Source organism: Ideonella sp. BN130291, from assembly GCF_036231905.1.
Classification (GTDB): domain Bacteria; phylum Pseudomonadota; class Gammaproteobacteria; order Burkholderiales; family Burkholderiaceae_C; genus CAMLIZ01.
Genome location: NZ_JAZARE010000006.1, coordinates 9,800 through 34,060, shown reverse-complemented (window position 1 = coordinate 34,060; position 24,261 = coordinate 9,800). Strand labels below are relative to the sequence as shown.

At 69.9% G+C, this 24,261-nt stretch carries 23 protein-coding genes; 12 read left to right on the top strand and 11 right to left on the bottom strand.

Annotated features, from left to right (window positions below; genetic code table 11):
- The first annotated feature begins 52 nt into the window (after positions 1–52).
- Together VPH43_RS13765 and ybeY are read left to right on the top strand one after the other, a co-directional pair.
- Positions 53–1,021: a PhoH family protein gene (locus VPH43_RS13765; RefSeq protein WP_328578666.1), complete on the top strand. Its 969-nt coding sequence runs from the start codon at positions 53–55 to the stop codon at positions 1,019–1,021.
- Positions 1,021–1,479 (top strand): rRNA maturation RNase YbeY, encoded by a 459-nt coding sequence (ybeY, locus tag VPH43_RS13760; protein ID WP_328578291.1) that lies wholly within the window; start codon positions 1,021–1,023, stop codon positions 1,477–1,479. Before VPH43_RS13765 ends, ybeY begins: the two co-directional genes overlap by 1 nt.
- Positions 1,480–1,523: 44 nt before the next feature.
- Here ybeY and VPH43_RS13755 read toward each other — a convergent pair whose 3' ends face one another.
- Positions 1,524–2,579, bottom strand: coding sequence for a magnesium transporter CorA family protein (locus VPH43_RS13755; protein ID WP_328578290.1), 1,056 nt, complete (start codon positions 2,577–2,579; stop codon positions 1,524–1,526).
- Between the two features lie 20 nt (positions 2,580–2,599).
- A complete protein-coding gene (hemB, locus tag VPH43_RS13750; RefSeq protein ID WP_328578289.1) occupies positions 2,600–3,607 on the bottom strand; it encodes a porphobilinogen synthase in 1,008 nt (335 codons plus the stop codon).
- A 444-nt stretch (positions 3,608–4,051) separates the two neighbouring features.
- On the opposite strand from hemB, the gene VPH43_RS13745 reads away from it, so the two are divergent.
- The 7 genes from VPH43_RS13745 to VPH43_RS13715 are packed head-to-tail and all read left to right on the top strand — an operon-like array spanning position 4,052 to position 8,985.
- A complete protein-coding gene (locus VPH43_RS13745; protein ID WP_328578288.1) occupies positions 4,052–4,492 on the top strand; it encodes a CopD family protein in 441 nt (146 codons plus the stop codon).
- 12 nt (positions 4,493–4,504) lie between these two features.
- On the top strand, positions 4,505–5,632 hold the full coding sequence (locus tag VPH43_RS13740) for a VanZ family protein (protein ID WP_328578287.1): 1,128 nt from the start codon (positions 4,505–4,507) through the stop codon (positions 5,630–5,632).
- Between the two features lie 30 nt (positions 5,633–5,662).
- Positions 5,663–5,986: a (2Fe-2S) ferredoxin domain-containing protein gene (locus VPH43_RS13735; RefSeq protein ID WP_328578286.1), complete on the top strand. Its 324-nt coding sequence runs from the start codon at positions 5,663–5,665 to the stop codon at positions 5,984–5,986.
- Positions 5,987–5,990: 4 nt separating this feature from the next.
- The gene (locus tag VPH43_RS13730; protein WP_328578285.1) at positions 5,991–6,626 is read left to right on the top strand and encodes an alpha/beta hydrolase; all 636 of its coding nucleotides are present in this window, start codon (positions 5,991–5,993) and stop codon (positions 6,624–6,626) included.
- 8 nt (positions 6,627–6,634) lie between these two features.
- On the top strand, positions 6,635–7,783 hold the full coding sequence (locus VPH43_RS13725) for a D-alanyl-D-alanine carboxypeptidase family protein (RefSeq protein ID WP_328578284.1): 1,149 nt from the start codon (positions 6,635–6,637) through the stop codon (positions 7,781–7,783).
- Positions 7,784–7,811: 28 nt separating this feature from the next.
- Positions 7,812–8,702, top strand: coding sequence for a D-amino acid aminotransferase (locus VPH43_RS13720; protein WP_328578283.1), 891 nt, complete (start codon positions 7,812–7,814; stop codon positions 8,700–8,702).
- 10 nt (positions 8,703–8,712) lie between these two features.
- Positions 8,713–8,985, top strand: a complete 273-nt coding sequence (locus VPH43_RS13715) for a YbeD family protein (protein ID WP_328578282.1) — start codon at positions 8,713–8,715, stop codon at positions 8,983–8,985.
- A 22-nt stretch (positions 8,986–9,007) separates the two neighbouring features.
- Here VPH43_RS13715 and VPH43_RS13710 read toward each other — a convergent pair whose 3' ends face one another.
- Together VPH43_RS13710 and VPH43_RS13705 are read right to left on the bottom strand one after the other, a co-directional pair.
- Positions 9,008–9,352 (bottom strand): antibiotic biosynthesis monooxygenase family protein, encoded by a 345-nt coding sequence (locus VPH43_RS13710; protein WP_328578281.1) that lies wholly within the window; start codon positions 9,350–9,352, stop codon positions 9,008–9,010.
- Between the two features lie 2 nt (positions 9,353–9,354).
- Positions 9,355–10,377, bottom strand: a complete 1,023-nt coding sequence (locus VPH43_RS13705; RefSeq protein ID WP_328578280.1) for a cytochrome P450 — start codon at positions 10,375–10,377, stop codon at positions 9,355–9,357.
- Positions 10,378–10,428: 51 nt separating this feature from the next.
- Between VPH43_RS13705 and VPH43_RS13700 the strand changes: the two genes are divergently transcribed.
- Genes VPH43_RS13700 through lipA form a run of 3 tightly spaced genes read left to right on the top strand, consistent with a single transcriptional unit; the run spans position 10,429 to position 12,796 of the window.
- Entirely contained in the window at positions 10,429–11,124 is a 696-nt protein-coding gene (locus tag VPH43_RS13700) for an ArsR/SmtB family transcription factor (RefSeq protein WP_328578279.1), read from the top strand.
- Positions 11,082–11,789, top strand: coding sequence for a lipoyl(octanoyl) transferase LipB (gene lipB, locus VPH43_RS13695; RefSeq protein ID WP_442909287.1), 708 nt, complete (start codon positions 11,082–11,084; stop codon positions 11,787–11,789). The genes VPH43_RS13700 and lipB overlap by 43 nt, the downstream gene beginning before the upstream one ends.
- 11 nt (positions 11,790–11,800) lie before the next feature.
- Positions 11,801–12,796 carry a lipoyl synthase gene (gene lipA, locus VPH43_RS13690; protein ID WP_328578277.1) on the top strand — a complete coding sequence of 332 codons (996 nt, stop codon included), beginning with the start codon at positions 11,801–11,803 and terminating at the stop codon, positions 12,794–12,796.
- Positions 12,797–13,125: 329 nt separating this feature from the next.
- On the opposite strand, the gene VPH43_RS13685 is transcribed toward lipA, so the two are convergent.
- The 7 genes from VPH43_RS13685 to VPH43_RS13655 form a co-directional block, all read right to left on the bottom strand.
- On the bottom strand, positions 13,126–13,983 hold the full coding sequence (locus tag VPH43_RS13685) for an AraC family transcriptional regulator (RefSeq protein WP_328578276.1): 858 nt from the start codon (positions 13,981–13,983) through the stop codon (positions 13,126–13,128).
- 1 nt (position 13,984) lies between these two features.
- Complete coding sequence (locus VPH43_RS13680) at positions 13,985–14,434, bottom strand: GyrI-like domain-containing protein (RefSeq protein WP_328578275.1); 450 nt, start codon at positions 14,432–14,434, stop codon at positions 13,985–13,987.
- A gap of 91 nt (positions 14,435–14,525) precedes the next feature.
- Complete coding sequence (locus VPH43_RS13675) at positions 14,526–15,041, bottom strand: hypothetical protein (protein ID WP_328578274.1); 516 nt, start codon at positions 15,039–15,041, stop codon at positions 14,526–14,528.
- Positions 15,038–16,432 (bottom strand): efflux transporter outer membrane subunit, encoded by a 1,395-nt coding sequence (locus VPH43_RS13670; RefSeq protein WP_328578273.1) that lies wholly within the window; start codon positions 16,430–16,432, stop codon positions 15,038–15,040. The genes VPH43_RS13675 and VPH43_RS13670 overlap by 4 nt, the downstream gene beginning before the upstream one ends.
- Positions 16,429–19,674, bottom strand: coding sequence for an efflux RND transporter permease subunit (locus VPH43_RS13665; RefSeq protein WP_328578272.1), 3,246 nt, complete (start codon positions 19,672–19,674; stop codon positions 16,429–16,431). Before VPH43_RS13665 ends, VPH43_RS13670 begins: the two co-directional genes overlap by 4 nt.
- Positions 19,671–22,805, bottom strand: coding sequence for an efflux RND transporter permease subunit (locus VPH43_RS13660; RefSeq protein ID WP_328578271.1), 3,135 nt, complete (start codon positions 22,803–22,805; stop codon positions 19,671–19,673). The genes VPH43_RS13665 and VPH43_RS13660 overlap by 4 nt, the downstream gene beginning before the upstream one ends.
- Positions 22,802–24,181 carry an MdtA/MuxA family multidrug efflux RND transporter periplasmic adaptor subunit gene (locus VPH43_RS13655; RefSeq protein WP_328578270.1) on the bottom strand — a complete coding sequence of 460 codons (1,380 nt, stop codon included), beginning with the start codon at positions 24,179–24,181 and terminating at the stop codon, positions 22,802–22,804. The genes VPH43_RS13660 and VPH43_RS13655 overlap by 4 nt, the downstream gene beginning before the upstream one ends.
- Between the last annotated feature and the right edge of the window lie 80 nt (positions 24,182–24,261).

Sequence of the window (24,261 nt, the reverse complement as noted above, 5' to 3'; positions counted from 1 at the left end):
CACAATGTGCGGTATTCCCGTCCTCACCGGCGGCTTTGCCCGCCAGCCCGCTGTGATCCTGCGCCACGCTTTCATCCCCCTGGACAACAACCGGCTCGCCCACCTGTGCGGCACCCTGGACGAAAACCTGCGCGCGATCGAGGCGGCCTTCGATGTGAGCATCAGCCGGCGCAATGAGTCGTTCCGTGTCGAAGGGGCGAAGCACAAGGCCGAGCGTGCGGTGGTGCTGCTGCAGCATCTGTACGACCGCGCCCGCAAGCCGATTCCGGCAGAGACCTTCCAGCTCGCGCTGGTGGAGGCCACCCAGGATGCCGCGCCCGCAACGGCGGCGCCGGCCGGCGCCGACGGCGAGATCGTGCTGCACACCCGGCGGGCCGACCTGGTGGGGCGCACCCACAACCAGATCGCCTACCTGCGCCACATCCTGGCCCATGACATCACCTTCGGCATCGGGCCGGCCGGCACCGGCAAGACCTTTCTCGCGGTGGCCTGCGCGGTGGACGCGCTGGAGCGCAGCGCGGTGCAGCGCATCGTGCTCACCCGCCCCGCGGTGGAAGCCGGCGAGCGCCTGGGTTTCCTGCCGGGCGACCTGACGCAGAAGGTGGACCCGTACCTGCGGCCGCTGTACGACGCGCTCTACGACCTGATGGGCTTCGACCGCGTGACCAAGGCCTTCGAGCGCGGCGCGCTCGAGATCGCGCCGCTGGCCTTCATGCGCGGGCGCACGCTCAACCATGCATTCGTGATCCTCGACGAGGCGCAGAACACCACCTCCGAGCAGATGAAGATGTTCCTCACGCGCATCGGCTTCGGCAGCAAGTGCGTGGTGACCGGCGACGTGAGCCAGATCGACCTGCCCAAGGGCACGGCGAGCGGCCTGGTGGAAGCCGAGCGCATCCTGCAGAAGGTGCGTGGCATCGCGATGACACGGTTCACCGCGGCCGACGTGGTGCGGCATCCGCTGGTGGCGCGCATCGTCGAGGCCTACGACGCGGCCCAGGCGAAGAAGGCGGACGCCTGATGGCGCGGCCCGAGCTCACGCTGTCGTTGCAGTTCGCCGACCCGTCGCATCGCGCCGTACTGCCGCGCCACAAGGTGGCACGCTGGATCCGCGCGGCGCTGGAGGCGCCGGCCGAGATCACCGTGCGCATCGTCGGCCAGGACGAGGGCCGGGAGCTCAACCGCGGCTTCCGCAACAAGGACTACGCCACCAACGTGCTCACCTTCGACTACCAGCATGAGCCGGTGGTCGTGGCCGACCTGGTGCTGTGCGCACCGGTGGTGGCGCAGGAGGCGGCCGAGCAGGGCATCAGCCTGCACGCCCACTATGCGCACCTGCTGGTGCATGGCGCGCTGCATGCCCAGGGCTACGACCATGAAGAGGAGGCAGACGCCCAGGTGATGGAGGCGCGCGAAAGCGAGCTGCTGCTTGCGCTGGGCTTTGCCGATCCGTACAGGCCGGCGGCCGCTCGCCGCTAGGGCGGGGCGCGCGGCTGGTCGCCGGTCGATTTTTTGCAGCACCCTCAGCGCGGGTGGGTGCCCAGGTAGCGCTTGCGCCAGAAGAACGCGCCCAACGCCAGGCCCACGCCAACCATCGCCGAAAAGGCGATCCAGAAGCCGGTTTCCCGGTGGATCAGCGGCAACGCATCGAAGTTCATGCCGAACACGCCGGTGATCAGGTTCAGCGGCAGGAAGATCGCGGTCAGCACGGTGAGCGTGCGCATGATGTCGTTGGTGCGCTGCCCCACGGCGGAGAAGTGCATTTGCACCGCGGTCTCCGCCGAGGACTCCAGCCGCCGCACATGGGTGAGCACCCGTTCGATGTGCTCCAGCACGTCGCGCGCGCGCACCCGCAGCAGCTCACGCTCGCGCATGGCCTGGGCATCCCCCACGGGCGGCCATTCGTCGGCCGCGTCTATCCATTCCTGCACCGCGCTGCGCTGGTCCTCGCAGGTGTCTTCCAGCACGTGCAGCACATTGCGCGCGTCCAGCAGCACCTGCCAGTCATGCACCCGGTTCTTCGGGTCCAGCAGCGAGCTCTGCATCTCGCCCAGCTGGCGCGTGAGGCGGCGCCGCAGGTCGAGGTAGCTGTCGACGATGTGGTTCACCATGCGCAGCATCAGGTCGGCCGGGCTGGCCGGCAGGCGCGAGCCGTTGCGCACATCGGCGCCCTGGGTCATCTGCTGCAGCCGCGCGAAGAAGTGGTCGCGCACGGTGCAGTCGTCGGGGTGGATGGTCAGCAGCACCCGGTCGAACACCGCAAAACCCACCGGGCTGGTGTCGATGGTGGTCATCGGCGAGCCTTCCGGCCCGGCCGCCACCAGGCGCCGGAACACCAGCACGTCGTACCAGGAGGTGTAGTCGAAGTGCGAAGGCAACTGCCGGTTCAGCAGGTCGGACACATGCAGGTCCACCAGCTGGCCGCCGGTCCAGCGCTGCAGCAGCGCCTGCAGCTCGGCCGCCTGGGCTTCGAATTCCGCCCGGCTGCAGGCCAGCCAGACAAAACCGCTGGGCGGCAGCGCGTCCGGCGGCGCCGGAAGTTCGGCAACGCTGTCCGCGCTGATGCTGGCGACCCGCATGCGCTGGTGTGCGCCCTGCGTCAGACCGGGCGGCGCAGCAGGCGCGCGGCCTCCAGCGCAAAGTAGCTCAGCACGCCGTCGGCGCCGGCGCGCTTGAAGGCCAGCAGCGACTCCATCATCACCGCGTCGTGGTCCAGCCAGCCGTTGGCGGCGGCGGCCTTGACCATCGCGTACTCGCCGCTCACCTGGTAGGCGAAGGTGGGCACGCGGAACTCGTCCTTCACGCGCCGCACGATGTCCAGGTAGGGCAGGCCGGGCTTGACCATCACCATGTCGGCGCCCTCGGCCAGGTCCAGCGCCACCTCCCGCAAGGCCTCGTCGCTGTTGCCTGGGTCCATCTGGTAGGTCTTCTTGTCGCTCTTGCCCAGGTTGCCCTTGCTGCCCACCGCGTCGCGGAAGGGGCCGTAGAAGGCGCTGGCGTACTTGGCGCTGTAGGCCATGATGCGGGTGTGGATGTGCCCGGCTTCTTCCAGCGCGGTGCGGATCTCGCCGATGCGGCCGTCCATCATGTCGCTGGGCGCCACGATGTCCACGCCGGCATCGGCCTGCACCAGGGCCTGCTGCTCCAGGACGGCCACGGTCTCGTCGTTGAGGATGTAGCCGCTGTCGTCCAGCACGCCATCCTGGCCGTGGGTGGTGAACGGATCCAGCGCCACGTCGGTCAGCAGGCCCAGCTGCGGAAAGCGCTGCTTCAGCGCGCGCACCGCCCGCGGCACCAGGCCTTCCGGGTTGGTGGCCTCACGTCCGTCGGGGGTTTTGAGCCCGGGGTCGATCACAGGGAAGAGCGCCATCACCGGGATGCCGAGCGTCACGCACTCCTCGGCCACGCCGAACAGCAGGTCCACGCTCATGCGCTCCACCCCCGGCATGCTGCCCACCGCCTGCCGCTGCTGGCTGCCGTCGAGCAGGAACACCGGCAGGATCAGGTCACTGGCGGTGAGTGTGTGCTCGCGTACAAGGGCGCGGGTGAAACTGTCTCGGCGCAGGCGCCGCGGGCGGCTGAGCGGGAAGGGCGGGGGAGTGCGCACGCGGAGTTCCTTGGCTGCGACGTTGCGGAACGCAATAGTTCACGCTCGTCGTGAAACTTGGCCGGCCGGCGTGTTACTCAATTGTCACAAACGCCCAGCCTCTGCTAAAGTAGGGGTTGAATGATATCCGCAAGGGTGTCATTCCCTGCTTTTCCTCCCTGAGCAGGCGCCTTAACGTGATGACAGCGATAAGGCTTTGCAGCCCCGGCCTTGGCCGGGGCTTTTCTTCATGTGAGCCCCCCGCCGTCGGACGGCGGCCCCCCGTGGGGGCTCGAAACGCGGCCGGGCAACCCGTCCGCGTTCCGCCCGCCTGCCACGCCGCTCCCCTGACCGCTGCGCGGTCTGTCCCGAGGGACGGGCGCTTGCCGGGGGAGGGGGTGCCGTGCCCCAGCCCCAGCCCCTGCGTCGATGCGCGCGCGGTGGGCGGCCCACATAATCCCGCGCATGAGCAGCGCTTATCTGTGGGTCAAGGCCTTCCATCTCATCTTCGTGGCCAGCTGGTTCGCGGGCTTGTTCTACCTGCCGCGGCTGTTCGTGAACCTGGCGATGATCAGCCCGGACAGCCATGCGGAACGCGAGCGGCTGCTGGTCATGGCGCGCAAGCTGTACCGGTTTTCCAGCCTGCTGATGGTGCCGGCCCTGGCGCTGGGGCTGGTGCTGTGGCTTTACTACGGCGTGGGCAAGGGCCCGCACAGCGGCTGGCTGCACCTGAAGCTGCTGCTGGTGCTGGGCGTGATCGGCTACCACCATGCCTGCCGCAGCCTGCTGCGGCGCTTCGAGCAGGTGGCCAACCAGCGCACCGACCGCTGGTTCCGCATCTTCAATGAATCGGCGGTGCTGCTGTTTGCGGCCATCGTGATCCTGGTGATCGTCAAGCCGTTCTAAAAGCACCGCCGCATGGCCCGTGCCCGCAGCTCGGCCGTTCCGCTGGCCCTGGCCTTTGCGGCGCTGGTGATCTACGCCAGCCTGTATCCGTTTTCCGACTGGCGCTGGCCACCCGGCCATGAGCTGCAGCAGCTGATGCAGCTGCCCTGGCCGCGCTACTTTCCCCGCTTCGACCTCTTTGCCAACCTGGTGGGCTACTTCCCGCTGGGCGCACTGGCCTGCGTGGCCGCGCTGCACAGCGGCTGGCGCCTGCTGCCGGCGCTGGTGGTGGGCACGCTGGCACCGGCCGCACTGTCGTTCGCGCTGGAGGTGACGCAGAACTTCCTGCCCGAACGGGTGCCCTCGTTGCTGGACTGGCTGCTGAATTCTGGCGGTGCCCTGCTCGGGGCCACTCTGGCCGCGCTGCTGCAGGCGAGCGGCCACCTGGCGCGCTGGCAGGCGCTGCGCGACCGCTGGTTCCTGGGCGGCAGCGCGGGCGCGCGGGCCCTGTTGCTGCTGTGGCCGGCCGCCTTGCTGTTCCCGACGCCGGTGCCTCTCGGCCTGGGCCAGGTCGGCGATGCGCTGCGCGAGCTCGCGCTGGCGGCCGTCAGCGGCACACCCTGGGCGGAGCGGGCGGCGGACTGGCTGGCGCCCGCGCTGGAGGTGCCTCCCCTCACGCCGCTGTCCGAATGGTTCACGGTCGCGCTGGGCTTGCTCGGGCCTTGCCTGCTGGCCCATTCCGCCTTGCGCCCGGGCCTGCGCCGCATCGCGGTGGCCGTGGCCACGGCAGCGGCCGGCCTCGCCACCACCACCTTGTCCACCACGCTGAGCTTCGGCCCGGCGCATGCGTTCACCTGGCTCACGCCCAACACCCTGCCGGCCATGGGCGCCGCGCTGCTGGCAGCGGTGGCCACCGCCTGGCTGGGGCGGCGCATGGCGGCCGCGCTGGCGCTGGTGGCCTTGAGCGCGCTGGTGGTGCTGGTCGCCCAGGCGCCCGCCGACCCCTATTTCGCCGAAAGCCTGCAGGGCTGGCAGCAGGGCCGCTTCATCCGCTTCAACGGGCTGGCGCAGTGGGTGGGCTGGCTGTGGCCGTATGCCGCCGGCGTGTGGCTGCTGATGCGCCTGGGCGCACGCGATGCGGACAGCGAGGGTAAGCCCTGATCTCGGAGCCACGCTGCCTACAATCCGCCGATGAGCTATTACGAGCGCCACATCTTCTTCTGCCTGAACGAACGGGCCGACGAACCGAGTTGTGCCGAACACGATGCCGAAGGTGCGTACAAGCACTGCAAGGCGCGGGTGAAGCAGGCGGGCATCACCGGCCCGGGCGGCGTGCGTGTCAACAAGGCCGGCTGCCTGGACCGCTGTGCCGGCGGCCCGGTGGCGGTGGTGTACCCCGAGGCCGTCTGGTACACCTACGTGGACCAGGCCGACATCGACGAGATCGTCGAGTCGCATCTCAAGAACGGCCAGGTGGTGGAGCGCCTGCTGCTGCCGCCCAACGTGGGCCGTTGACACGATGAACGCCCACACCGAGCGGCTGCAGGTGGCCGGCCCTGCAGGCACCATCGAGTGCGCGGTGGATCGGCCCGAGGGTGCGCCGCGTGGCGTGGCGGTGCTGTGCCATCCGCATCCCGTCTACGGCGGCACCATGGACAACAAGGTGGTGCAGACACTGGCACGCGCCTTCGTCCAGCTCGGCTACCGCAGCGTGCGCTTCAACTTCCGCGGCATCGGCGGCTCGGCCGGCCAGTGGGACGAGGGCCGCGGCGAGGTGGACGATGCGCTGGCGGTGATTGCGGCGTTGCGCGACCCCGGCCTGCCGTTGGTGCTGGGCGGTTTTTCCTTCGGCGGCTACGTGGCGTCCCAGGCGGCCCAGCGATTGCCGCAGGGCCAGCAGGCCGAGCGCCTGGTGCTGGTGGGGCCGGCCACCTCGAATTTCACGGTGGCGCCCGTGCCGGCCGACACGCTGGTGATCCACGGCGAAGCCGACGAGGTGGTGCCCCTGCAGGCCACTTTCGACTGGGCCCGGCCGCAGCACCTGCCGGTGCTGGTGGTGCCGGGCGTCGGCCACTTCTTCCATGGGCAGCTCGCGCTGCTGAAGTCCCTGGTGCTGCGCGCCTGGAGCCTGAACCCTTCCACCTCTTCTTCCTGACCCAACGAATGAAACGACTGATTGCCCTGGTGCTGGCCGTGGCCGGCAGCATGTCTGCCCTTGCGCAGGCACCCCAGCCGCCCGAAGTGGCGGCCAGGAGCTACATCCTGATGGACCTGTCCAGCAACAAGGTGCTGGCCGAGCGCGAGGCCGATGCGCCCAACGACCCGGCCTCGCTCACCAAGCTGATGACGGCCTACCTGGCCTTCAATGCGCTGAAGGAAAAGAAGCTCACGCTGGAGCAGAAGGTGCCGGTGTCGGTGCGTGCCTGGAGCGAGCGCAAGGGCGACCCGTCGCTGATGTTCATCGACACCACGATGACGCCCACCGTGGACGAACTGCTGCACGGCGTGATCATCCAATCGGGCAACGACGCTTCGGTGGCCATCGCCGAAGCCGTGGGCGGCACGGTGGAGAACTTTGTCGCGATGATGAACCGCCAGGCCCAGGCCTGGGGCCTGAAGAACACCAGCTTCACCAATCCCACCGGCATGACGCAGCCGGGGCATCGCAGCAGCGCGCGCGACATCGCGGTGATTGCGATGCACATCGTGAAGGACCACCCCGAGTACTACCCGCTGTATTCCATCAAGGAGTACAAGTACAACAACATCAAGCAGGACAACCGCAACCTGCTGTTGCGCCGCGACCCCACGGTGGACGGCATGAAGACCGGCTACACCGACGCCGCCGGCTACTGCCTGGTGGCCAGCGCGATCCGCGACTTCCCCAACGGCAAACGCCGGCTGGTGAGCGTGGTGATGGGCACCGCGTCGCGCGAGGCGCGCGCCACCGAGAGCCAGAAGCTGCTCAACTGGGGCTTTGCGGCCTGGGATGCGATCAAGCTGTTCGACGCCGGCAAGCCGGTCGCTACGGTGCCGGTGTGGAAGGGCGTGGCCAAGGAAGCCAAGCTCGGCGCCGCCGGCCCGGTGTTCGTCACCATGCCCAAGGGCGAAGGCGACAAGCTGCAGACCAAAGTGGAGCGCACCGATCCGCTGGTGGCGCCGCTGCCCAAGGGCCAGCGCGTGGGCACCATCAAGGTCAGCACGACCGGAGGTGTGCCGGTGGCCGAGGTGCCCCTGGTGGTGATGGAGCCGGTGGAGCAGGCCGGCATCGTCGGCCGCGCCTGGGACGCACTGCGCCTGTGGATCAAGTAAGCTGACCGCCCACTTCAGGGAGTCCGAAATGCAGTCCCTACCCGACACCCTGTGTTACCTCAACGGTGAGTACACGCGCCTGGACCAGGCCAAGGTCTCGGTGCTGGACCGCGGCTTCATCTTCGGCGACGGCATCTATGAAGTGGTGCCGGTCTACGGCCGGCGACTGTTCCGCTTCGAGGAACACATGGCGCGCCTGGCGCGCAGCCTGGCCAAGGTGCGCATTCCCAACCCGCATGCCGAAGCCGAATGGCTGGAGCGGGCGCGTCGCCTGAGCGCGGCGCACTCCGCCGAAGACCAGCTGGTGTACATCCAGGTCACGCGCGGCGTGGCGCTGCGCGACCATGCGATGCCGGTGGACCTGGAGCCCACGGTGTTCATGATGTGCAGCGCCATGAAGCCAGCCACGGCGGAGCAGCGCCACCATGGCGTGGCCTGCATCACCGCGCGGGATTTCCGCTGGGAGCGCGCCGACATCAAGGCCACCTCGCTGCTGCCCAACGTGCTGGCACGCCAGATCTCCGCCGACAAGGGCGCCACCGAGACCATCCTGTTCCGCGAGGCGAGCAACGGCATCAAGTACCTGAGCGAGGCCTCGGCCAGCAACGTGTGGATCGTGCATGAAGGCGCCCTGCTGGGCCCGCCCAAGAGCGAGCTGCTGCTCGAGGGCATCCGGGTGGAGCTGCTGCGCGAGCTGTGCGAGGAAGTGGGCATCGCCTACAACCTGCGGCCGATTCCCGAAGCCGACGTGTTCACCGCCGACGAGGTGCTGCTGAGCTCGGCCACCAAGGAAGTGCTGCCCGTCACCTCGCTGGACGGCGAGCCCGTGGGCCACGGCGCCCTGCGCGGCAAGCCGGGCCCGGTGTATGCCCGCCTGTACGAGGCCTACCAGCGCGCCAAGCTGGCGCAATCGATCTGATCCCCCCGCCATGCCCCTGCCCGCCGAAGATTCGCTGATCCAGTACCCGAGCGCCTTTCCGATCAAGGTGATGGGCGCCAATGTCGATGGTTTTGCCGACGCGGTGGTGGCGATCGCACGCCAGTTCGACCCCGGTTTCGACGCGGGGACGGTGGAAACGCGCGCCAGCAGCGGCGGCAACTACCTGGGGGTGACGGTCACCATCACCGCCACCAGCCGCGAGCAGCTCGACGAGCTTTACCGCACGCTGTCCACCCATCCGATGGTGAAGGTGGTGCTGTAGCGCGCAGCACCATCGGCGCCCTTCAGCCGTGCACGCCGCGGCTGTCCTCGGGTGCCTGCTCGCGTTCGTGCAGCCCGTAGTCGCGCACCACGGCGGCCACACGCAGGCGGTAGTCCTCGAACACGCCCGAGCGGCCGGCGGCCTGGGCGCCACGGTGGGCCTCCTGTGCGCGCCATTCGCGCACCGCGGCTTCATCGCGCCAGAACGACAGCGACAGCAGCTTGCCCGGATCGGCCAGGCTCTGGAAGCGCTCGATCGAGATGAAGCCGTCGATGCGCTCCAGCAGCGGCTTGAGCGCCGCCGCAGTGTCCAGGTACTGCTGGCGCCGGCCTTCGGCGGGCACCACTTCGAAGATCACGGCCATCATGATCAGGCTCCTTGGTCGAAACGGGGAATGCGGGCGTTGGGCGACGGCCGGTAGTGCCATCGTGCGGTGAACTGGTGAAGACCGTGTTCGTCCTCGTCGCGCCAGGCGCGCAGCAGCGCGATGGCCATGGCCTGCGACAGGCGCTCGCCCGGGCAGGCATGGCGGCCACGGCCCCAGCCGAAGCCGGACTGGGGCGCCACGGTGTCGTGGTTGGCCGAGGCGAGCAGCACCAGCATCGCGTCGCCGGGTTGCAGCGCCTGGCCGCACAGGCGCACCGGCGCGGTGGCCCAGCGGCGTGTGTTCTGCACCGCAGGGTCCTGGCGGGCGGTGTCTTGCAGCCAGGGCACGTCAAAGGCGGCAGCCGCGTCGCGCTGCCAGGCGACCAGCGCGTTGCCGATCAACCCGGCGGTCGCGTCGCAGGTCTGGGTGAAAAAGCCGATGCGGTTCACCTGGCCGTCGAAGGCTGCCAGCAGTTCGTTGGCTGCCGCGTCGCCGGCATGGTGCGCCGCGTGGTCGGCCATCGGCGACCAGGCGGCCACCAGGCGGCGCACCGCGCGGGCCGTCGGCCGCCATTGGCCGGCCGGCAGGCCGAGCAGGGCGGCCAGCAGCCCCAGCGGCGCGTCGAACAGCAGCTCGTCGATCGGTTGCCGGCGCGGGCTGAATCCCGCGGCCATCACCTGCTGCACGGCGGCCGGCAGCGCGGCCTCCAGCCGCGCCAGGAACGGCAGCGCTTCGGCCTTGGGCTGCTGGTGCGCCTGGCCTTCGTTCATGCGCATCAAACCGCCAAACACCTGCCCGCTGGGCCTGCCGCGCAGCGCGCGCGGCACCGCTTCGGCAGGCGGGCGCACCACCAGCTCCGGTGCCTGCAGTGCCGCGTCCACCGCCGCGGCACTGCAGGCCACCCACAGCGCTTGTTCCTCGTCGAAGAACAGGCCGTCGGGGTGGCGCGCGCGCAGATCGGCATAAAAGGGATACGGGTCCGGATGCCAGCAGGCGGTGGCGAGGGTGCAGGGCTGATGCGTCATGCGCCGGAGTTTGCGACACTGCGGATCTCACGCTTCGATGTGGAACGAACCATGGATGTGGAACAGCGCCTGGCCGCCATCGCCGCGGCGATCGCCGAGCCGGCACGGGCGCGCATGCTGTGCGCGCTGATGGACCGGCGTGCCCGCACGGCCACCGAGCTGTGCGCCACCACCGAGCTGGCGGCGTCCACCACCAGCACGCACCTGGCCCGCCTGGTGGAGCAGCAGCTGCTGGCCTGCGTGCCGCAGGGCCGGCACCGCTACTACGCGCTGGCCAGCGACGAGGTGGGTGCGGCGCTGGAGTCGCTGCTGGTGATCGCCGGCCGGCCGGTGGAGCCGCCGCGGCCGCGCGCACCCGAACGCCTGCGCCTGGCGCGCACCTGCTACGACCACCTGGCCGGCACGCTGGCGGTCGGCCTGCATGAACGCCTGCTGAAGTCGCGCTGGCTGCAGCCCGACGGCGCGCGTGAATACCGCCTGCTGCCGGCCGGTGAACGTGCGCTGGACGACTGGGGCGTCGACCTCGCGGCGGTGCGCACGCAGCGCCGCCGTTTTGCCTGCGCCTGCCTCGACTGGAGCGAGCGCCGCTCGCACCTGGGCGGCGCACTGGGCGCAGCCGTGTTCCAGGCCGCATTGCGCCGGCGCTGGCTCACGCAGGACCTGGAAGGCCGCGGCGTGCGGCCCACGCCCAAGGGCGAGCGTGAATGGCTGGCGCCGCTGGGCGTGGCGATGGAAGGCACGGCGTGATCATCAAGACCCTGGGGCGCGTGGACTACGCGGCCACCTATGACGCGATGCGCGCCTTCACCGAAGCGCGCACGCCGGACACACCCGACGAGCTCTGGCTGTGCGAACACCCGCCGGTGTTCACGCAAGGCCTCGCCGGCAAGCCGGAGCATGTGCTGGCCGCGCACGGCATCCCGGTGGTCGCCACCAACCGCGGCGGTCAGGTCACCTACCACGGCCCCGGCCAGGTGGTGGCCTATCCGCTGGTGGATCTGAAGCGCCTGGGCTACTTCGTCAAGGAATACGTGTTCCGCATCGAAAACGCGGTGCTGAAGACGCTGGCGCACTTCGAGGTCACCGGCCATCGCGTGGGCGGCGCGCCCGGCATCTACGTGAAGCTGGACGATCCCTTCGGCCACAGCGCACTCACCGGCCCACGCCCCGCCGACGAACCCTTCCGCGGCCTGGGCAAGATCGCCGCTTTGGGCATCAAGGTCAGCAACCACCGCACCTACCACGGCGTGGCGCTGAATGTGGCAATGGACCTGCAGCCCTTTGCCTGGATCAACCCCTGCGGTTATGCCGGGCTGGAAACGGTCGACCTGGCTAAAATCGGGGTTTCCACGGATTGGGCGACGGTGGCGCAGGAGCTGGCACAGCGGCTCGCGTCTCAATTGGCGCCCTAGAACGGCCCACGATGCCCACCGAGAACACCGTCCACCAGGCCCAGGCGGGCGCCGACTACGACGCCACCGCGAAGCAGAAGGCGCAGGCCAAGACTTCGCGCATCCCCATCAAGGTGGTGGCGGCCGAAACGCTGAAGAAGCCCGACTGGATCCGCGTGAAGGCCGGCTCGCCCACCACGCGCTTCTACGAGATCAAGCAGATCCTGCGCGAGCACAAGCTGCACACGGTGTGCGAGGAAGCCAGCTGCCCCAACATCGGCGAATGTTTCGGCAAGGGCACGGCGACCTTCATGATCATGGGTGACAAGTGCACCCGCCGCTGCCCCTTCTGCGACGTGGGCCACGGCCGCCCCGATCCGCTGGATGTGGATGAGCCGGCGAACCTGGCCAAGACCATCGCCGCGCTGAAGCTGAAGTACGTGGTGATCACCAGCGTGGACCGCGACGACCTGCGCGATGGCGGCGCTGCCCACTTCGTGGAATGCATCCGCCAGACGCGCGCGCTGTCGCCCGAGACCCGCATCGAGATCCTCACGCCCGACTTCCGCGGCCGCATGGACCGCGCGCTGGACATCCTGAAGGCCGCGCCGCCCGACGTGATGAACCACAACCTCGAGACCGCGCCACGCCTGTACAAGGAAGCACGCCCGGGTTCGGACTACCAGTTCAGCCTCAACCTGCTCAAGCGCTTCAAGGAATTCGCCCCCGGCGTGCCCACCAAGAGCGGCATCATGGTGGGCCTGGGCGAAACCGATGAAGAGATCCTGCAGGTGATGCGCGACATGCGCGCGCACGACATCGACATGCTCACCATCGGCCAGTACCTGGCCCCCAGCGGCCACCACCTGCCCGTGCGCCGCTACGTGCACCCGGACACCTTCAAGATGTTCGAAGCCGAGGCTTACAAGATGGGGTTCACGCACGCCGCTGTCGGTGCGCTGGTGCGGTCGAGCTACCACGCGGACCAGCAGGCGCATGCGGCCGGCGTGGCGAACGTGACGGCGTAGTACTGCGAACGGTGGTGCGCGCCGCGGACGGCCCGTGCTAAGGCTGGCGCGTGCCAAGGGCGGCGCGGGGCCCACTTCGCTCGTGTCCCCCGGGGCGGGCTTCGCCCACCCCTCCTCCTTTACTTCGCTACGTGGGCCCCACGCCACCCTTGGCAGGACCCGCTGGAGTTGTTCCACCGTCGAACAGCCGCGGTGGTGGTCGATCGGGACGGTGGGGCGTTCTGGGGAGCGAAGTAAAGGAGGAGGCTCGGGCGAAGCCCGAGACGGGGGACATGAGCGCAGCAGAGCGCCCCAGCGGCCCGATCTCGCTCCGTACTCCGAAAAGGGCTTCACCCGCGCAACGGCAGGCAGATGTCCGTGAGCAGCTCGGTCGGTGGCGTGGTGCGCGGGTCGTTCAGGTACTCCTCCAGCACCGGCGCATCGGCCGCCTCGTAACCCGACTGCACCAGCCAGTGGCCATACAGCCAGCGGTAGGCGCTGTGCATGGTGGCGTAGGGGCCGCGATAGCGCAGCACGGCGTAGGGTCCACCGCCGATGCGTGTCGTGGGCAGGCCGCCGTGCGCCGGCAGCACCACGCACGCAGTTGACCGCAGGGCGGCCGTGTCCACCGATGCCGGATCATCGAAGTAGGCGCCGAAGGAGCGGAACGGTGGCTGAAGCAGGCCTTGTGCCGCCAGCTCGCCATACAGCAGCTCGAAGGCCCGGCCGATCTCCATGTAGGCGCCGCGATGGTCGCGGCTCACCGCCTGCAGGGCCGGCAGCTCGCGCACAGCCACCGGGTGAGCCGGGGCTGCGTCGGCGTGGCCGTCAGCCGACTGGAACGCCGCATGGCTGCCGCGCTCGCGGTAGCGCGCCGGCGGCAGGCCGTACACCGACTTGAAGATGCGGGTGAAGGACTGCAGGTTGTCATAGCCGCTGCGGCGCGCCACCTCGCTCATCGGCAGTGCCGTGTGGGCGATGAAACCGGCCGCACGATGCAGGCGCAGGCGCTTCACCGTGGCGGCGATGGTTTCGCCATGCACCGCGTGGTACACCCGGTGCCAGTGGCAGGCCGACAGGCAGGCCACGTCGGCCAGGCGGTTCAGGTCCAGGGGGTCGTCCAGGTGGTCGTGGATGTAGTGCGTGACGCGCCTCAGGCGCTCGCGGTAGTCCACCCGGCCGGTGAGGGCCGGCGCGGGCGCGTGCATTTCAGCGGTGCACGCCGATGCAGATGTCGATGTCGCCATTCGCTTGGTAGCGTTCGTAGTCGGCAATGAAGGTCTTGGCCAGGCCGGGTTGGGCCCAGATGTGCTGCCATGCAGCGCCCACCAGGTCGTGGCGGCCGCGCTCCACCGGGAACACCACGCGGCGCGACGGGGGGATCACCGCGGAGACCATGCCGGCGGGCACCTCGCGCAGGCCGTCCACCGGGGCGCCGATGATCAAGGAATACGTCCCCTCGTTGTCGATGCCTTCGTGTTCGAAGTGGGTGTACACCGCGACCACCTCGTCCGACGCCTTGGCCGGGATGCGCGCGAGCACGCCTTCGCTGGTAAAGCGCTGCCAGTGCGGCGGGATGGTGTTGAAGGCCTCGGCGTTCGACGTGCGCAGCTCGATGCCCACGATGGTGATCGGTTGGGTCTGCTCGATGGTTTTCATGCGTTCGCTCCTGCGGTAATGGGGTGAACGCATCGTGGCATGGGGGCGTTTGACAAGTCTTGCGGACTTGCGTGCCGCACCGCGGGGGCGGCTACCGCACGGTGTAGCCGCGCCCGTCCAGGCAGGCCAGCACGGCACGATGGAAGACGCTGGCGTCGTTCATCGCATTGCGCTGCGTGGTGGCCCAGCGGTTGCACTCGCGCTGGTCGGCCTCGGTCTGTTCCGCACTCTGGCCGTTGCGGGGGTAGACGATGGGGTCGGGTGCCGCGGCCCGCGCGGACAGCACCGGCTCCGGTTTGTCGCTCGCCTGGGCGTGCGGCGCCGGGCTCACCATCACCGCCGGCGGCACGGACACCACCGGGCCGGGCACCACCCACACCGCGCCCGGCCACACCGGCCCCCACCACAACCCGCCGCGCGGGCCACGGTGGTAGCGATGGCCGCCGTAGTACCCGCCGTAGTAGCCGATGCCGATGTTCAGCGAGGCCGACACCCGGGGTGCACCCACATACAGCGCCTGTGCCTCGGCCGGCATGCTGATGGCGGCCAGCGCGGCGAACAGCGCGACCAGGGGAGCGCGAAGGCGAAGAAGGGTCGGGAGGTTCATGGCGATGGGCTCCTGGGGTCGGCCTGCCAGCCGCCGCCGAGCGACTGGATCAAGGCCACCGCGCCAGTCTGCCTGCTGGCGGTGAGTTGCACCAGCGTCCGGCGCGCGCTGAGTGCGGAAGCCTGCGCAGCAACGACCTCGCTGTAGCTCACCTGGCCGGCACGGTAGCGGTTCATCACCTGCTGCTCGGTCTGGTCCGCCGCTTCAGACGCCTGGCGGCGCAGGGCGTATTGCCGCTCCAGCACCCGCGTGGCGGCCAGCTGGTCTTCCACGTCGCGGAAGGCTTCGAGCACGGTCTGCCGGTACTGCGCCACCGCCTGCTCCCAGGCGGCGCGCGCCTGGTCCACCTGGGCGCGGGTGGCGCCGGCGTCGAACACCGTCTGCGCCAGCGACAGGCCCAGCGACCACACGTTGGCACTGAACTGGTCGGCCAGGCGGGCGGCGCTGAAGCCGGTGCTGGCGCTCAAGCCGATGTCGGGGAAGTAGCCGGCGCGCGCCACGCCGATCTGCGCATTGGCGGCCGCCATGCGGCGCTCGGCCGCCGCCACGTCGGGCCGGCGCTGCAGCAGCGCCGACGGCAGGCCCAGCGGCACGGCGGGCAAGGCCTCGGCGCGCCAGGCGGCCGGGGCGAGGCTGAAGTTGCCCGGCGCTTCGCCCACCAGCACGGCGATGGCGTGCTCCAGCTGCGCACGCTGGCGGTCCAGCCCGGCCAGGTCGGCCTGCGCATTGGCCAGCTGCGTCTGGGCCTGCAGCAAGTCGCTCCTGGGCACCACGCCGGCGTCATAGCGGTTGCGCGCGATCTGCAGCGAGCGTTCGTAGCCCTCGATGGTGGCGCGCAGCAGCTCGCGCTCGGCGTCGGTCTCGCGCAGGCTGAAGTAGTTGGCCGCCAGCTCGCCGGTGATCGACAGGCGGGCCGACGCGAGATCAGCGGCGCTCGCTTCGGCACGCGCCCCAGCCGCGGCGACGCTGCCGCGCAACCGGCCCCAGAGGTCGGGCGCCCAGCTCGCGCCCAGGCTCAACTGGTGGCGGTTGCCGGTGTTGGCGCCGCTGCCGCCGGAGCGTGACGCGCTGGCGTCCAGGCCCACCTGCGGGAACAGGCTGGCGCGTTGCTCGCGCACCAGTGCCTGGGCTTGGGCATACGCCGCCACCGAGGCCGCGATGTTCTGGTTGGACACCTGCACCCGCTGCGCCAGCGCGTTGAGCTGCTGGTCGCCGAACAGCGTCCACCACGGGCCGCGTTCCAGCGCGTCCGCCGGTGCGGCATTGATCCAGCCGGGCGGCGCTTCCTTGTAGGCGACCTGCATCGGCGTGTCGGGCGGCGTGGAGGGCGGTGCCGTGGCGCAGCCGGCCAGCACCAGCGCGGCCACGAAAAAAGGGATGAATCTGTTCATGAAGTTGCTTCCTGCGTGGCCACGATGCGGCTCAGGTGCCGCTCATCGCGCCCGCGGCGGCGCCAGCGATCCAGCAACAGGTAGACCACCGGCGTGGTGAGCAGGGTGAGCAGCTGGCTGGCGATCAGGCCGCCGATGATGGCGATGCCCAGCGGCCGGCGCAGCTCCGCGCCTTCGCCGAAGCCGATGGCCAGCGGCAAGGCGCCCAGCGCGGCGGCCAGCGTGGTCATCAGGATGGGGCGGAAGCGCAGCAGGCAGGCCTCGCGGACCGCCTGCAAGGCCGTCAGGCCCCGGCCGCGCTCCGCGTCGAGCGCGAAGTCGATGATCAGAATGGCGTTCTTCTTCACGATGCCGATGAGCAGGAACACGCCGATCAGCGCGATCAGCGAGAACTCCAGGTCGAACATCAGCAGGGCCAGCACCGCGCCCACGCCGGCCGAGGGCAGGGTCGACAGCACCGTGAGCGGATGCACCAGGCTTTCGTACAGCACGCCCAGCACCAGGTAGATCACCACCAGCGCGGCCAGGATCAGCAGCGGCTGCTGGCCCTGGTTCTGCTGGAAGCTGCGCGCCGTGCCCTGAAAGCTGCCGCGCACCTGGGTCGGCATCGCGATCTCCGCTTCGGCCTGCGCGATCGCGGCCTGGGCGTCGCCGAGCGACTTGCCTTCCACCAGGTTGAAGGACACCGTGGTGGCGGGCTCGCCGTCCTGGTGGTTCACCGAGGTCGGCGTGGCACGTTCGCTGAAGCGCGCCACTGCCGGCAGCGGCACCATGGTGGTGGAGGCCGTGTTCAGCGCCTGGCCGCCGGAGGCGTCGCGCAGCGCCGGGTTGGGGCTGCTGCTGGTCGCCGTGCCGGTGCCGCCGGTGGCGCCCTTGGAGGGCACCTGCACGTCGTTGAGCGCCAGCGGGCTGCGGGTGTACTGCGGCGCTGCTTCCAGGATCACCTTGTACTGGTTCAGCTCGTCGTAGAGCGTGGCCACCTGGCGCTGGCCGAAGGCGTCGTAGAGCGCGTTGTCCACGTCGCGGGCGGTGATGCCCATGCGCGCCGCGCTGTCGCGGTCCACGTCCACGTACGCCTCCACGCCGTTGTCCTGCTGGTCGGTGTCCACGTCGGTCATCACATCGGTGTGCTGCTTCATCTGCTCGGCCAGCCGCGCGGCCCAGCGTTTGAGCTCGGCCAGGTTGTCGCTCTTGAGCGTGTACTGGTAGCTGGCGTTGCTCTGGCGCCCGCCCATGCGCAGGTCCTGCACCGGGTTGAGGAACAGGCTGATGCCGGTCACCTGCTGCAGCTTCGGCCGCAGGCGGGCGATGACGGCCTGGCCGCCTTCGGTGCGCTCGCCCTTGGGCTTGAGGTTCACGAACATGAAGCCGCCGCCCGCGCGGCCGCCGCCGGTGAAACCCACCACGGTGTCCACCGCCGGGTCGCTCTGGATGATGCGCACCAGCTGGCGCAGCTTGGCCTGCAGCGCCTCGAAGGAGATGCTCTGGTCGGCGCGCAGGCCGCCGTTGAGCTGGCCGGTGTCCTGCTGCGGGAAAAAGCCCTTGGGCGCCGCGCTGAACAGGTACACGTTCAGCCCGATCACCGCCAGCAGGATCAGCATCACCAGCCACTTTGCGTCCAGCGCCCAGTCCAGGCTGCGTTCGTACACCCGCAGCACGCGCTGGTAGGCCCAGTCGCTGGCGCGCCCCAGGCGGCCTGGTGGCCGGCGCGCATGGCCGGGCTTGAGCAGCCAGGCGCACATCATCGGCGTGGTGGTGAGCGAGATCACCAGCGAGATCATCACCGCGGCCGACAAGGTGACCGCGAACTCGCGGAACAGCCGCCCCACCTGGCCGCCCATGAACAGCAGCGGGATGAACACGGCCACCAGGCTGAGCGAGATGGACAGCACCGTGAAACCCACCTCGCGGGCGCCCAGCAGTGCGGCCTTGAAACGGTCCATGCCCTGCTCGATGTGGCGGCTGGTGTTCTCCAGCACCACGATGGCGTCGTCCACCACGAAACCGGTGGCCACGGTGAGCGCCATCAGGCTCAGGTTGTTGAGGCTGAAACCCAGCAGGTGCATCACCCCGAACGTGCCCAGCAGCGACACGATGGTGGCCACCGCCGGCACCACGGTGGCGCGCACGCTGCGCAGGAACAGGCTCACCACCACCACGACCAGCGCGATCGAGATCAGCAGCGTGATCTCCACTTCGTGCAGCGAGGCGCGGATGGAGTTGGTGCTGTCGGAGGCGACCTGCAGGTTGATGTCCGATGGCAGCTGGGCGCGCAGTTGCGGCAGCAGGGCGCGCACGCCGTTCACCGTCTCGATGATGTTGGCGCCGGGTTGCCGCGTCACCAGCACGATCACCGCCGGCTCACCATTGAACAAACCCAAGGTGCGCCGGTCTTCCGCACCGGACTGCACGTCCGCCACATCACCCAGGCGGATCGGCGCGTTGCCACGCCACGCGACCACCAGCGTCCGGTAGTCGGCAGCCACCCGGTCCACGGTGCTGGAGATGGCGGCGCTGCCTGGTGCGGCCTGCAGGTCGCGCGGCATGCCGGTGTAGATCTGCAGCCGGCGCTCAGGGCCGTCCACGCTGCCCTTGGGTCGGTTGGCGGTGGCCGACTGCAGGGCGGCACGCACGTCGTCCAGCGCCACGCCGTAACGCGCCAGCGCCAGTGGATTCAGCTCCACCCGCACGGCAGGCAGGGAACCGCCGCCGATCTCCACGTCGCCCACACCGTCCACCTGGGCGAGCTTCTGCTGCACCACGTTGGAAACCGCGTCGTAGATCTGCCCCGGCGAGCGCGTGCGCGACGTGAGTGCGAGGATGATCACCGGCGCGTCGGCCGGGTTCATCTTGCGGTAGGTGGGGTTGCTGCGCAGCGTGGCCGGCAGGTCGGCTCGCGACGCGTTGATGGCCGCCTGCACCTCGCGTGCGGCGCTGTCGATCTTGCGCTCCAGGTCGAACTGCAGGCTCACCCGGGTGGAGCCGTTGCCGCTGGACGAGGTGATCTCGTTCACCCCGGCGATCACGCCCAGGCGGCGCTCCAGCGGCGTGGCCACGCTGGTGGCCATGGTCTCCGGGCTGGCGCCGGGCAGGCGCGCGGACACCGAGATGACCGGGAAGTCCACCTGCGGCAGCGGCGACACCGGCAGCACGAAGAAGGCCGCGATGCCGGCCAGCGCGATGCCGATGGTCAGCAGCACGGTCGCGATCGGCCGCTCGATGAAGGGGCGCGACAGGTTCATGCCGGCTCGTCCCCGGTGGCGTCCTTCGGGCCGCGGTAGTCCGCCGAGCCCTGCGCCGGGCGGCGCCCGAACCGGCGGCCCATCCTGTCGAACGCCAGATAGATCACCGGCGTGGTGAACAAGGTGAGCAGCTGGCTCACCACCAGCCCGCCGAAGATCGCCAGGCCCAGCGGGCGGCGCAGCTCGGCGCCTTCGCCGAAGCCGAACATCAGCGGCACGGCGGCGAACAGCGCGGCCGCGGTGGTCATCAGGATCGGGCGCAGGCGCAACAGCGCGGCCTGGTGGATGGCCTCTCGTGGCGCCTTGCCCTGCGTGCGCTCCGCGTCGATCGCGAAGTCGATCATCATGATCGCGTTCTTCTTCACGATGCCGATCAGCAGGATGATGCCGATGATGCCGATCACGCCCAGGTCGTGGCCGGCGATCATCAGCGCCAGCAACGCGCCCACGCCGGCCGAGGGCAGGGTGGACAGGATGGTCAGCGGGTGCACATAGCTCTCGTACAGCACGCCGAGCACGATGTACACGCACACCACCGCGGCCAGGATCAGCCACAGCTCGTTGCTGAGCGAGCTTTCGTAGGCACTGGCCGCGCCCAGGAAGCTCAGGGTCACGCTGTCGGGCAGCGCGATCTCGCGGGCGGCCGCGCGCACGGCCTTCACCGCATCGCCGAGCGCCACGCCGGGTGCGGTGTCGAAGCCGATGGTGGTGGCCGGGTACTGCGCCACGTGCGTGATCTGCAGCGGTGCCTGCACCTCGCGCACCGTCGCCACCGCCGACAACGGCGTGGCGTCGCCCGAGCTGGTGCGCAGGTGCAGCAGCCCCAGGGACTGCGGGGTGACCGCCAGGTCAGGCCGCGCCTCCAGGATCACGCGGTACTGGTTGGTCTCGGTGAAGATGGTGGACACGATGCGCTGGCCGAAGGCGCTGTACAGCGCATCGTCCACTGCGGAGGCGGTGATGCCCAGGCGGGACGCCGTGTCACGATCCAGCACGATCTGCACCGCCTGGCCTTGCGCCGAGGCATCGGACACGATGTGGCGCAGCGCCGGCACGCCCTGCATCGCGCCCGCCAGCTGCTGGGCCCAGCGCCGCACCGTGCTGTCGTCGGCGCCTTCGATGGACACGCGGTAGGGCGTGGGGCCGCTTTCGGCGTCGATGGTGAGGTCCTGCGTGGGCTGCAACGTGAGCGTGACGCCGGCCACCTGCTGCGCGCGCTGCTGCAGGCGCTGCATGACGGCCTCCTGCTCGCCGATGCGGGTGCGCTTGAGCTGGATGAGCAGCCGGCCGGTGTGCAGCATGGTGTTGTTCTGCGCGTCCACGCCCACGAAGGAGGCCACGCTCTCCACGTCGGGGTCGTCCACCACCGCCTGCACCACGGCCTGCTGCAAGGCCGCCATGCGGCTGTAGGACACATCGAGCGCCGCTTCCACCCGGCCCTGCAGCTGCCCGGTGGCCTGCACCGGGAACAGGCCCTTGGGGATCGCCAGGTACAGCAGCACGGTGAGCGCGAGGGTGAGCAAGGCCACCAGCAGCGTCAGGCCCTGGCGCGCCAGCACCCACCGCAGGCCGCGGTCGTAGCGGGCGTTCACCCACTCGAAGCCGCGCTGCAGGCGGCCGCTGACGCCCCGTGGTGGCGCGTGGTCTGCGGCATGGCCTTTCAGCCAGCGGCCCGCCATCATCGGCACCAGGGTGAGCGACACCACCGCCGAGATCAGGATGGTGATCGCCAAGGTGACGGCGAACTCACGGAACAGCCGCCCCACCACGTCGCCCATGAACAGCAGCGGGATCAGCACGGCGATCAGCGACACCGTGAGCGAGATGATGGTGAAGCCGATCTCGCTGGCGCCCTTGAGTGCGGCGTCCAGCGGCCGCAGGCCCAGCTCGATGTGGCGCTCGATGTTCTCGATCATGACGATCGCGTCGTCCACCACGAAGCCGGTGGCGATGGTCAGCGCCATCAGGCTCAGGTTGTTGAGGCTGTAACCCAGCAGGTACATCGCGCCCAGCGTGCCGATGAGCGAGATCGGCACCGCCAGGCTCGCGATCACGGTGGCGCGCAGGTCATGCAGGAAGGCAAAGATCACCAGCACCACCATCACCACCGCGAGCACCAGTTCGATCGCCACATGCTGCACCGATGCGCGGATGCCGAAGGTGCGGTCGCTCAGCACGCTGACCTGCAGCGCGGGTGGCAGCGCGGCCTGCAATTCGGGCAGACGCTGCTTGATCGCGTCCACCGTAGCGATCACATTCGCGCCGGGCTGGCGCTGCACGTTCACGATGATGGCGGGTTGCAGCCCGGACCAGGCGCCCAGCTTCACGTTTTCCGCACTGCTCACGACCCGCGCCACGTTGCTCAAGCGGATCGGTGCGCCGTTGCGGTAGGCCACGATCAGGTTCTGGTACTCGGCGGCGGTGAGCAGCTGGTCATTGGCATTGATGGTGTAAGAGCGCGTCGGCCCGTCGAAGCTGCCCTTGGCGCTGTTGGCATTGGCCGCGGTGATCGCGCTGCGCAGGGTGTCCATCGCAATGCCGTAGGAGGCCAGCGCCTGGGTGTCGGCCTGGATGCGCACGGCCGGCCGCTGGCCCCCGGCCAGGGTGACCAGGCCCACGCCGGACACCTGCGAGATCTTCTGCGCCAACTGCGTGTTCACCACGTTCTGCACTTCGGTCAGCGGCACGCTGGTGGAGGTGATGGCCAGCGTGAGCACGGGCGCATCGGCCGGGTTGACCTTGGCGTACACCGGCGGCGCCGGCAGGTCCGCCGGCAGCAGCGAGCCGCCGGCGTTGATCGCCGCCTGCACCTCCTGCTCGGCCACATCGAGCGCAAGGCCGAGGCTGAACTGCAGGGTGACGATGGACACGCCGGCCGCACTGCTGGAGCTCATGCGCTGCAGCCCGGCCATCTGGCCGAACTGGCGCTCCAGCGGCGCGGTGACGGTTTGCGCCATCACCTCCGGGCTGGCCCCCGGGTAGAGCGTCTGCACCTGGATGGTCGGGTAGTCCACCTGCGGCAGGGCCGACAGCGGCAGGAACTTCAGCCCCACCAGGCCGGCCAGCACGATGGCCAGCATCAGCAGCGCCGTGGCGACCGGGCGCTCGATGAAAGGGCGGGACGGGCTCATGGGCTGGGCGCCGAGGCGCGCTGGCGTCGGCCCCAGGCGCCGGAGGCTGGCCGCTCGCCCGGTGTGGCGGCAGCGGGGCTGTCACTGGCGCCGCCCGCGCCGGCACCGGATGCGCGCCGGCGTCCGCCCATCGCCGCGCCGCTCGCGGGCCGGTCACCCGGCAGCACCACGCGGGCGCCGTCGCGCAGCCGATCGGCGCCTTCGGTGATTACCTTCTCACCGGCCTGCAGGCCGGTGGTGATGACCGCACGCTCGGCAGTGGTGAGGCCGCGCGTAATGCTGCGCTGGCTGACGGTGCGGTCCTCCTTCAGCACGTAGACGTAGTCGCCATTGGGGCTCTGCCGCACGGCGGTCACCGGCACGGTGACCGCGCCCTGCAGGGTGTTCACCAGCAGGCGCACGTTGACGAACTGGTTGGGAAACAGGGTGCCCTTCGCGTTGGTGAAACGCGCCTTCGCGCGCACCGTGCCGGTGGTGACGTCGACCTGGTTGTCCAGCGTGAGGAAGTGGCCCTGGTCCAGCTCGGCGGTGCGGCTGCGGTCCAGCGCCGTCACTGGCAGCTGGGCGCCTTGCGACGCCCGCGCCTGCACCTCCGGCACCCGGTCCTGCGGCACCGCGAAGCTCACGTCGATCGGCGCCACCTGTGTGATGACCGCGATGCCGTTGGCATCGCCGGTGTTCACCAGGTTGCCCGCGTCCACCACGCGCAGGCCCACGCGGCCGGCCACCGGCGCGGTGATGCGGGTGTAGGCGAGGTTCAGCCGCGCGGTGCCTTCGGCGGCCCGGTCGGTGATGGCGGTGCCTTCCAGCTGCTTGACCAGCGCGGCCTGCGTGTCCACATCCTGGCGCGCGATCGAATCCTGCTGCAGCAGCGTGCGGTAGCGCTGCAGGGTGAGGCGCGCGTTTTCCAGCTGCGCCTCGTCGCGCTGGCGCTGGCCCTGTGCCTGCATCAGCGCCATCTCGAAAGGCCGTGGGTCGATGGTGGCCAGCAGTTGGCCCGCACGTACGGTTTCGCCTTCGCGGTAGAGCACCTGCTTCAGCACGCCGGACACCTGCGGGCGCACGGTCACCGTGGCGGCCGGTGTCACCGTGCCCAGCGCTTCCAGCCACACTGGAATGTCAGCCCGTTCCGCCACCGCCACACCCACCGTGCTGGGCGGACCGCCCCGGCCGCCCGGTCCACCGGCACGCGCGCCTGGCGCCGCGCCGCCCGGGCCCGGGCCGGCGCCCGGCGCACCCGAGGCCGGCCGGTGCGTGAGGTGCCAGGCCAACGCGCCCACGCCGAGCAGCGCCACCAGTGCGATCAGCGAGCCCAGCCAGTGGCTCCGGCGGGGCCGGCCGGCTGGCGCAGCCGGCTCTCGGGTCTGTTGTTCCATTCAGGCTTTCCTTCTCGGCGGCGCCCTGCGCTCAACGGCAATCGTTGCGCCCACTTGTCGTTGTGTTCAACCATTCCAAC